Source organism: uncultured Marinobacter sp. (assembly GCF_963974375.1).
Classification (GTDB): domain Bacteria; phylum Pseudomonadota; class Gammaproteobacteria; order Pseudomonadales; family Oleiphilaceae; genus Marinobacter.
In genome coordinates, this window is the sequence record NZ_CAXBDN010000179.1 from 1 (window position 1) to 9,045 (window position 9,045).

The following is a 9,045-nucleotide window of genomic DNA, read 5'->3' on the forward strand; positions in this document are numbered from 1 at the left end:
ACCCGCGGGTGTCCCGTTCCTCGGCGCTGGCCTCCAAGGCCACCGGTTTCCCGATCGCGAAAGTGGCCGCCAAGCTGGCGGTAGGGTACACCCTGGATGAGTTGCAGAACGACATCACCGGTGGTATCACGCCGGCGTCCTTCGAACCCAGCATTGACTATGTGGTCACCAAGATTCCCCGCTTCACCTTCGAGAAGTTCCCCCAGGCAGATGCCCGCCTGACCACGCAGATGAAGTCAGTCGGTGAAGTGATGGCCATTGGCCGTACCTTCCAGGAATCCATGCAGAAAGCGCTGCGCGGTCTGGAAGTGGGCGCCGATGGCTTTGATGAGAAGCTGGATCTGAACAGCCCCAGCAGCCGCGAAACCCTTATGCGGGAGCTGACCGTGCCCGGTGCCGAGCGCCCCTGGTATATTGGTGACGCCTTCCGCGCCGGCATGACCGTGGATGAAGTGTTCCGGCTGACCAAGGTCGACCCCTGGTACCTGGTCCAGATCGAGGATCTGATCCGTGACGAGGCCAACTTCAAGGCCGCCGGCCGTTCCGGTATCGACCGGGATGCCATATTCCGCTTGAAGCGCAAGGGCTTCTCCGATGCCCGTCTGGCGAAACTGCTGGAAATGCCGGAGATCGAGCTGCGGAAACTGCGCCACGATTTCGGTGTGCGTCCGGTTTACAAACGGGTGGATACCTGTGCGGCGGAATTCGCCTCCTCCACGGCCTACATGTATTCCACGTATGAAGAAGAGTGTGAGTCGGCCCCGACCAACCGCGAGAAAATTGTGGTGATCGGTGGTGGACCCAATCGCATTGGCCAGGGTATCGAGTTCGATTACTGCTGTGTTCACGCGGCCCTGGCCATGCGTGAAGATGGTTATGAAACCATCATGATCAACTGCAACCCGGAAACCGTTTCCACCGACTACGACACCAGCGATCGCCTGTATTTCGAGCCGATCACCCTGGAAGACGTGCTGGAAATTGTTCACGTGGAGAAGCCAAAGGGCGTCATCGTTCAGTACGGTGGCCAGACGCCGCTGAAGCTGGCCCGTGGTCTGGAAGCAGCAGGCGTGCCCATCATCGGTACCAGCCCCGACGCCATTGACCGGGCGGAAGACCGTGAGCGCTTCCAGCAGATGATCACCAGCCTGAACCTGCTGCAGCCCCAGAATGCCACCGTGCGCAGTCACGAAGAAGGCGTGGTAGCGGCCCGTGAAATTGGCTATCCCCTGGTGGTGCGGCCATCCTACGTGCTGGGCGGCCGGGCCATGGAAATCGTCTACAATGAAGAAGAGCTGGTGCGCTACATGCGCAACGCCGTGCTGGTGTCCAACGACAGCCCGGTGCTGCTGGACCACTTCCTCAACGCCGCCATTGAAGTAGACATCGACGCCATCTGTGACGGTACTGATGTAGTAATCGGTGGCATTATGCAGCATATCGAACAGGCCGGCGTGCACTCCGGTGATTCTGCCTGTTCACTGCCGCCGTACACCCTGCCGAAAGCGGTGCAGGATGACATGCGCGAAGTGGTACGTAAAATGGCGCTGGAGCTGGATGTCATCGGCCTGATGAACGTGCAGCTGGCCTGGCAGGACGACAAGATCTACGTGATCGAGGTGAACCCGAGAGCCTCCCGCACGGTGCCGTTTGTGTCCAAGGCGGTCGGGGTGTCCCTGGCCAAGGTGGCGGCGCGCTGCATGGCGGGTACCACATTGAAGGAGCAGGGCTTTACCACCGAAATCGTGCCGACATACTTCTCGGTGAAAGAGTCAGTGTTCCCGTTCAACAAGTTCCCGGCGGTGGATCCCATCCTGGGGCCGGAAATGAAGTCCACCGGTGAAGTCATGGGTATCGGTGACAGCTTCGATGAGGCCTTTGCCAAGGCGGCGCTGGCAGCGGGTGAGCGGTTACCCACCACCGGTACCGCGTTTATCTCGGTGCGTGAAGTGGACAAGCCGGGCGCTGTTTCGCTGGCAAGAGATCTTGTGGCGTCCGGTTTCAAGCTGCTGGCCACCGTGGGTACCGCAAAAGTGATTTCCGATGAGGGTATTCCGGTTGAGGCTGTCAGCAAAGTCGGCGAGGGCCGTCCGCATATTGTGGACTCCATCAAGAACGGCAAGGTCCAGCTGATCATCAATACCACTGAAGGGCGCAAGGCCATTGCAGATTCGGCCCAGATCCGGCAGTCAGCCCTTCAGCACAAAGTAACCTACACCACCACACTGGCGGGGGGCGAAGCCTTCTGCCGTGCTATCAAATTCGGACCGGAGCGGACGGTACGCCGTCTGCAGGACCTGCATTCAGGAAAGTGACTATGACGACTCGAGTACCCATGACCGTAAATGGCGAAGCACGCCTGCGGGAAGAGCTACAGCAGCTCAAGTCCGTCGACCGCCCCAGGGTAATCATGGCCATCGCCGATGCCCGTGAACACGGCGACCTCAAAGAGAACGCCGAGTATCACGCTGCCCGCGAGCAGCAGGGCTTCATCGAAGGTCGTATCCAGGATATCGAAGGCAAGCTGGGCGCCGCCCAGGTGATTGACGTCACCAGCATCGAGAACACCGGAAAAGTGATTTTCGGCGTGACCGTGCATCTGCTGAACATGGAAACCGACGAACAGGTGGTTTACCAGATCTGCGGCGAAGACGAAGCGGATATCAAGGCAGGCAAGATTTCTGTGTCATCCCCCATCGCCCGGGCACTGATTGGCAAGAGCGAAGGCGATATTGTCGCGATTCGTGTGCCGTCGGGAACCGTGGAGTATGAGATTGGGGAAGTGGAGCATATCTAGGGCTTGGACTACCGCCCTTGGGCCCTTCGACAGGGTCAGGGTCAGGGTCAGGGCTAACGAACTATTCGAAAAGTGGAATTTGACCGAGGAAGGCCCTTCGACAGGCTCAGGGCGAACGGAGAAGATGTTTTGGTTCGGGAGTTTGTGCCCTTCGACAGGCTCAGGGCGAACAGAGTTCGCAGGATTAGCCTCGCTTCCTCCAAGTACGAAATTCTCCGTTCGCCCTGAGCCTGTCGAAGGGCGCGTACTCCAAAGCCTAAAACTCAGTTATTCCTATGCCGATTCGGCGACAGCGGCTTCACATTCCCGGAGTCCTGAGGTGGCGGATTCCCGGTGCGGTCCTGAACCAGCAGACCGATCTTGCGATCGATACCTTCCAGAGCATCGGCAATTCTCGCCATGGTCCGGCTCAGCTCGCCGCCCTCGCTGACCGGCGTTCTGGTTTCAAAATCTTCTGCACTGGTGCTGGTAGGCTCCGGTTTGGTACCGGGTGCTGTGTCAGGCATGTCGCCAAGGAGGTCCTTGCGGATCTCTGCCAGATCTCTTTGATCCAGCACATGGCGCTCATCCGAGTAGGCGCAGATCATCAGGCCATCACACAGCTTGTTGATTACCCGGGGAATGCCGTGGCTCATGGTGAAAATCTCCTCCACCATCTCCTCGTCAAACAGTGGGAGGCCCTTGTGGCCGGCCACCAGTAACCGGTAATCAATGTACTCACCGGTCTCTTTCAGCGATAGCCCTTCCAGGTGGAAGAACAGTTTGACCCGCTGGGCCAGCTGCTGAATTTTGTGGATGTGTTCCTTCAGCTCCGGCTGTCCCAGTAGAATCACCCGCATGGCCGGGCCGCCAAGCCCTTCCAGGCCGGCCAGCATACGGATATCTTCCAGATTTTCCTTGCTGAGGTTCTGGGCCTCGTCCACCGCCAGCACCACCGGGGTGCCCCGATCGGCCATCATCTGCAGGTAGTCCATGATGGCGAACAGCATGGTGACCTTGCTGTCGGTTTCCACCCGGATGCCGGCCTGATGAACCAGCAGCCGGAAAAAATCATCAGACTTCAGGTTGGTGTAGGAGACATGCAGCAGCTTGAGGTTGCCATCAAGACTGCGAATGGTCTTCTTGAGTAGCGTGGTCTTGCCGGAGCCGATCTCACCGCTGATCACCACAAAGCCTTCCGGACTCCAGATGGCGGAGTTCATGTAAACGAAGGCGCGTGAGTGTTGCTGACTCATGTAGACGAAGTCGTCTTCCGGGGTCATGCGAAAGGGGTGACGTCTCAGTCCGAAGTGTTCAAGGTACATGGGAAATCCTGTTAATGATCAGGCCAGACGAATCATTTCATTCTGGTGAAGCTTGATCCGATCCGGTTCATAGGCCTCATAACTCTGACTGACCGTACCAAAGTTGAAATCGTTCAATAAGCGTTCGAGGCGACCGTAACACTTGTCCAGATTGGTGTAGTGACGGAACCGTGAAAACCAGCTGGCGTCGTTGTAACGGGGCTGGTCCGGGTCAATTTCCCAGGGGTGCAGATAGAACATCTGGGGCTGGGTGTCATTCCGGGTGGCATTTCGGAACAGGTGACGGAACACCGGGTAGGGGAACTGCCTGAAATAGCCGCCACCGGCTGCCGGGATGGTCATCCGGAACAGACGTGCCGTGGTCAGAGGGAACTCCCGCAGAGAGCCGCCATTGTTGGTCTGAATAGTGTAGGGCGTTTTCGGGGAATCCGGTATGCCGTAACGGTCATGGCGAATCGGGAAAATACTGGAATCCCAGGTAAAGCCCAACTCCGCCAGAATATCCAGAGCCCAGAGCGAATCCTTTGTAATCGAGTAGCTGGCGGCCCGGTAGCCGGTAACCGGCTTCTGGATCAGATCTTCCAGCAGCGCCTTGGAGCGCCGGGTTTCATCGGTAAACACCGCGGGCGACTGGTTGTAGACCAACTGGTGGCTGTAACCGTGGGAGGCGATTTCATGGCCATGATTGGCCAGCTTGCGAATCAGTGCGGGATACCGTTCCGCCACCCAGCCCAGCACAAAAAACGTGGCCTTGACGTTGTTGCGGTCGAACAGTTCCAGCAGGCGTTCCGTGTTCTGTTCGACCCGGGAGGGCAGCGACCCCCAGTCATCCTGAGAGATGACCCGGGACAGGGCGGCGACGTGGAAGTAGTCCTCGACATCAATGCTCAGGGCGTGAAGTGTCTTGCTGTCGCGGGCTTCGCCGGCATTGGATACTGCAGCTGATTCCATGGTAGAGGGCTCCGTTCCCCGTATCCCTGAAGGTGTTGCTCTGATGTTTCGCTGCTGTGTGCTGCCGAAACACGATGTTCAAAAAAAATGCCCTGAAATGAATTTACAGGTTTCGTGGACGAATATTAGCCATACACTACCTTGTTGTCATTGCCTTTGCACTCATGGCAATGACTATTTCACAGGGCGATGTAAATCGTTGTAAAATGGTGTTACAAAAAGATACATAACTCCTTGAGATTGTCATTCGCCCGGCGCAGAATGATTGCAGGATAAAAGCATTCACAGCGTCGTCTGGCAGCGTGGATTGATCTCTGATTCTCAAGTCACTGATTATTACCATCAATTGTCATAGAGACGACAAGGACGTTACGCGTGTCGTATATACGCATAAGAAAGCATTACCTGCATATTCCCTATCTGGTGCTCGGCGCACTGGAGTTTTTCGTGCTTTTCGGCACATTCTATTTTCTGGGGTATGTTCTCGATCAGCTGGGTTCCGGCCTGTCACTGGCGGTGGTCAGCGCAAGTTCTGCCTTGCTGTTTGCCTTCATTATGAGCTGTGGAACCCTGGCGATGGGGGTTTATTTCGCCATGGTCCGGGAAGGCTTTGCTTCCATGTTTTTCCGCACCCTGGTGGCCTTCTGTTTCCTGGGCGGCCTGGCGCTGACCATCCTTTACATGTTTTTCCCGGCGGTGAATCCCGGCAGTGACAAGCTGTTTTTTGCTGTGTTGCTGGCCATATTGTTGGTAACAATCATCCGCCAGATGTTTGTGCGGGTAGTGGATTCCGACCAGCTGGCCCGGCGCGTGGTGGTTTACGGCGCCGGCCAGTTTGCCGAAGCGCTGATGAGCGATTACGAACGCAACCTGAAAGCATCCGGTATCCGCGTGGTTGGTTGTATTCCCGACTCGGAAAGCACCCTGATCGATTCCCGCCATCATCTTCCCGCCCCGGAGGACTTCTACCGGTTTTGCCGCCAGAACCGCATTTCCGAAATTGTGATCGCCCAGCAGGAGCGTCGTCGCAGCGAAGGCGGTCGTCTGCCCGTGGACGAGTTGATGGAGTGCAAGCTCAGAGGCATTGAGGTCACCAGTGCGGTGGCTTTCTACGAGCGGGAACTGAAGAAGGCCAGTCTTGACCTGGTGCACCCCTCCTGGATTCTGTTCTCCGACGGCTTCAAGGCTTCCCGATCGCGGGACATCACCAAGCGCACAGTGGATCTGTTCATAAGTCTGACACTGGCGCTTGTGCTGTTCCCGGCTATGATTCTGACAGCCATCGCTGTTTTCCTGGAGACGGGTCGCCCGATTCTTTACAGCCAGACCCGGGTGGGCGCCAGGGGCAAGGTGTTCCGAATCTACAAATTCCGCAGTATGCGGCAGGATGCCGAGAAAGATGGCAAGGCCCAGTGGGCATCCCAGAACGACAGTCGTATTACCCGCGTGGGTGCGTTTATCCGCAACACCCGGCTGGATGAGCTGCCGCAGTTATGGAACGTGATCAAAGGCGAGATGAGCATTGTCGGCCCGCGCCCGGAGCGTCCGGAATTCGTAGACGAACTCAAACAGAAAGTACCGTTTTACGATACCCGGCATTACGTCAAGCCGGGCCTGATGGGCTGGGCGCAGCTGAATTATCCCTACGGTGCCTCAATTGAGGACGCCCGGGGCAAACTGGAGTACGACCTGTACTATTCCAAGAACCACAGCATCGTTATGGATCTGCTGATCATGATCCAGACCGTGGAAGTGGTATTGCTGGGAAAAGGGGTGAGATAAGAGGCATGGATATGAAACAGATTCGTTCAATTCTGGTTATTACACTTGCGGCGCTGGTCGCCGCCTGTTCGGGTATGCCCGCGGGAGGCAATAACCCGCCAGCGACTACCATGGAACCGGAGGCCTACCGTATTGGCGTGGGTGATACCGTTTCCGTTCATGTGTGGCGGAACCCGGAGCTGTCCCAGACGATTATCGTCCGGCCCGACGGCTTTATATCCATGCCCCTGATGGGGGATGTGTCAGCAGAGGGGATGGAACCCGAGGCATTGGCCGCCGAAATCAGCGCGGGCCTGAGCGAGGTGATCCGCAGCCCTGAAGTGACCGTTATGGTAAACAGTCCGGTCAGCGCAGAGTACCGCAACCGGGTGCGTATTACCGGACAGGTGGGTTCGCCACTGTCGGTGCCGTATCGTCAGGGTATGACGGTACTGGATCTGGTGCTTGAATCCGGCGGTCTCACCGACTTTGCCGCTGGTGGCCGGGCGGTCATGCACCGCCATACCGGTACCGAGTACGAAAGCTTTTCCCTGGATCTGAATGCCATTCTCGATAATGGTGACATGCGGACCAACTACGTCGTTCAGCCCGGTGATGTGATCAGTGTTCCCCGTAAACAGTTACTGCGCGGAGAACTGTAATGGACTGGCGGTTTGTTCTCGATATGATCAACGCGGTCAAGCTCGAGCTTTACCGGTATCGGGTGCTGGCCGCCATAACCTTTATGGTGGTAACAGCTGGGGTGCTGGTCATGGGATACGTTACGCCCAAGTCTTATACATCCCAATCGGTATTGTTTGCGGACTCATCCTCGATACTGCAACCTTTGCTGCGGGGAAGCGCGGAAGTGACGCCGATTGATCGCATCAACGAAGCCCGGGAACTGCTGCAAAGCCGATCCTTCCTGGAACAGGTGGCCTATGACGCAGGCTTGCTGAAGGGAGGCGAGTCAGAACAGCAACAGAGCGGTGTTATTGGCGGTTTGCGCAATGCCCTGAATATGCGTGTATCAAACCGAAATTTCATTACTTTGAGCTATCGTAGCGATGACCCTGATCGCTCCTTTCGAGTGTTGAGTACCACTCTCAACCGTTTTCTTGAGCGCACGGTCAGCCGCAAGCGCGCAGAGAGCCAGGGAGCCTATGAATTTATTGATTCTCAAGTTAAAGCCTACCAGCGTCAATTAGAAGCGGCCGAGCAGCGGTTAAAGGAGTTTAGGTCCAATAATCAGGATGGCACCGAGGCAAATGTTCAGGGTCGGATTGAACGCCTGCGGAGTGACATTGAAAACCTGAAGCTGGAAATACAGCAGACCGAATCTGAAGTGACGCTGACCCGGGAGCAGCTGGCGAAAGAGCAGCCCTACCGCTCGTTCAATGTGAATCCTGGGCAGTCCGATATCGACATCCGTCTTGCCCGCATGCAGGAGCAACTGGATGAGCTTCGGTTGCGGTATCTCGATACCCATCCAGACGTCATCAGTATGCTGGCCCAGATCGAGGAGCTGGAGGAGCGCAAGTCTCGGGATGGCGGCTCCCGTCGCAGTGGGGTAGTCAATGAGGTGGTGGAAAACCCTGTTTACGAAACCCTCCGCCTCAAGCTTTCCGAAGCCGAGACCCGCCTGCAGGTGCACCGCAATCGTCTGGTGTCCCTCGAGCGTCTGCTGGATGAATCCTTCAGCCGGGCCGAGCGGGTAGCGGCCAATCAGGCCGAACTGTCAGAGCTGACCCGGGACTACAATGTCACCAAAGGAGTGTACGAAGACATGCTGCAGCGCCGGGAAAAAGCCCGGTTGTCGATGACCCTGGATGTTGAAGGTCAGGGTGTCAGCTATCGTATTCAGGAACCGGCCTCCTACCCGGCGCGGTGGGACGGATTGCAGCTTTACCAGGTGGGCATGGCTGGTCCGTTCCTTGGCGGCTCCATGGTTCTGGGGTTGCTGGTGGCACTGGTGATGTTTGATAACCGCATCCGGTCCAGCCGCACCCTGGCCACCCAGTTGCCGGAATCGATCCCGTTGCTGGCAGCGATCCCCCATTACAACAGCACCTGGAAGGAGCGCTTGCTGCGCTGGGACATGATGGTGATCATCGGGATTCTGGCTGTATTTATGGTGGGCTACCTGTCGGTGATGGTATTCAGCATCATGGGTGTCGAGCCGGCCCAGATCATCAATAAATTGACCGGCCTGTTTTCCGGGCAGAGCAGTTA

The 9,045-nt window shown here is 57.0% G+C and carries 7 protein-coding genes; 5 read left to right on the forward strand and 2 right to left on the reverse strand.

The features are described 5' to 3' along the window. Together carB and greA are read left to right on the forward strand one after the other, a co-directional pair. A partial coding sequence (gene carB / locus AAC035_RS14500; RefSeq protein ID WP_339805363.1) for a carbamoyl-phosphate synthase large subunit occupies window positions 1-2,315 on the forward strand: 2,315 nt, incomplete at its 5' end. A gap of 2 nt (window positions 2,316-2,317) precedes the next feature. Then, window positions 2,318-2,797 carry a transcription elongation factor GreA gene (greA, locus tag AAC035_RS14505; protein WP_339805365.1) on the forward strand — a complete coding sequence of 160 codons (480 nt, stop codon included), beginning with the start codon at window positions 2,318-2,320 and terminating at the stop codon, window positions 2,795-2,797. 263 nt (window positions 2,798-3,060) lie between these two features. Here greA and AAC035_RS14510 read toward each other — a convergent pair whose 3' ends face one another. Both AAC035_RS14510 and AAC035_RS14515 read right to left on the reverse strand, forming a co-directional pair. Then, the gene (locus AAC035_RS14510) at window positions 3,061-4,101 is read right to left on the reverse strand and encodes an AAA family ATPase (protein WP_339805367.1); all 1,041 of its coding nucleotides are present in this window, start codon (window positions 4,099-4,101) and stop codon (window positions 3,061-3,063) included. A gap of 18 nt (window positions 4,102-4,119) precedes the next feature. Next, complete coding sequence (locus tag AAC035_RS14515) at window positions 4,120-5,052, reverse strand: XrtA system polysaccharide deacetylase (protein WP_339805369.1); 933 nt, start codon at window positions 5,050-5,052, stop codon at window positions 4,120-4,122. Between the two features lie 375 nt (window positions 5,053-5,427). Between AAC035_RS14515 and AAC035_RS14520 the strand changes: the two genes are divergently transcribed. From AAC035_RS14520 to AAC035_RS14530, 3 genes are all read left to right on the forward strand, one after another. Further along, window positions 5,428-6,834 (forward strand): TIGR03013 family XrtA/PEP-CTERM system glycosyltransferase, encoded by a 1,407-nt coding sequence (locus AAC035_RS14520; RefSeq protein ID WP_339805371.1) that lies wholly within the window; start codon window positions 5,428-5,430, stop codon window positions 6,832-6,834. 11 nt (window positions 6,835-6,845) lie between these two features. After that, complete coding sequence (locus AAC035_RS14525; protein WP_339805373.1) at window positions 6,846-7,475, forward strand: XrtA/PEP-CTERM system exopolysaccharide export protein; 630 nt, start codon at window positions 6,846-6,848, stop codon at window positions 7,473-7,475. Then, on the forward strand, window positions 7,475-9,045 hold a 1,571-nt coding region (locus tag AAC035_RS14530), incomplete at its 3' end, for an XrtA system polysaccharide chain length determinant (protein WP_339805375.1). The genes AAC035_RS14525 and AAC035_RS14530, both read left to right, overlap by 1 nt.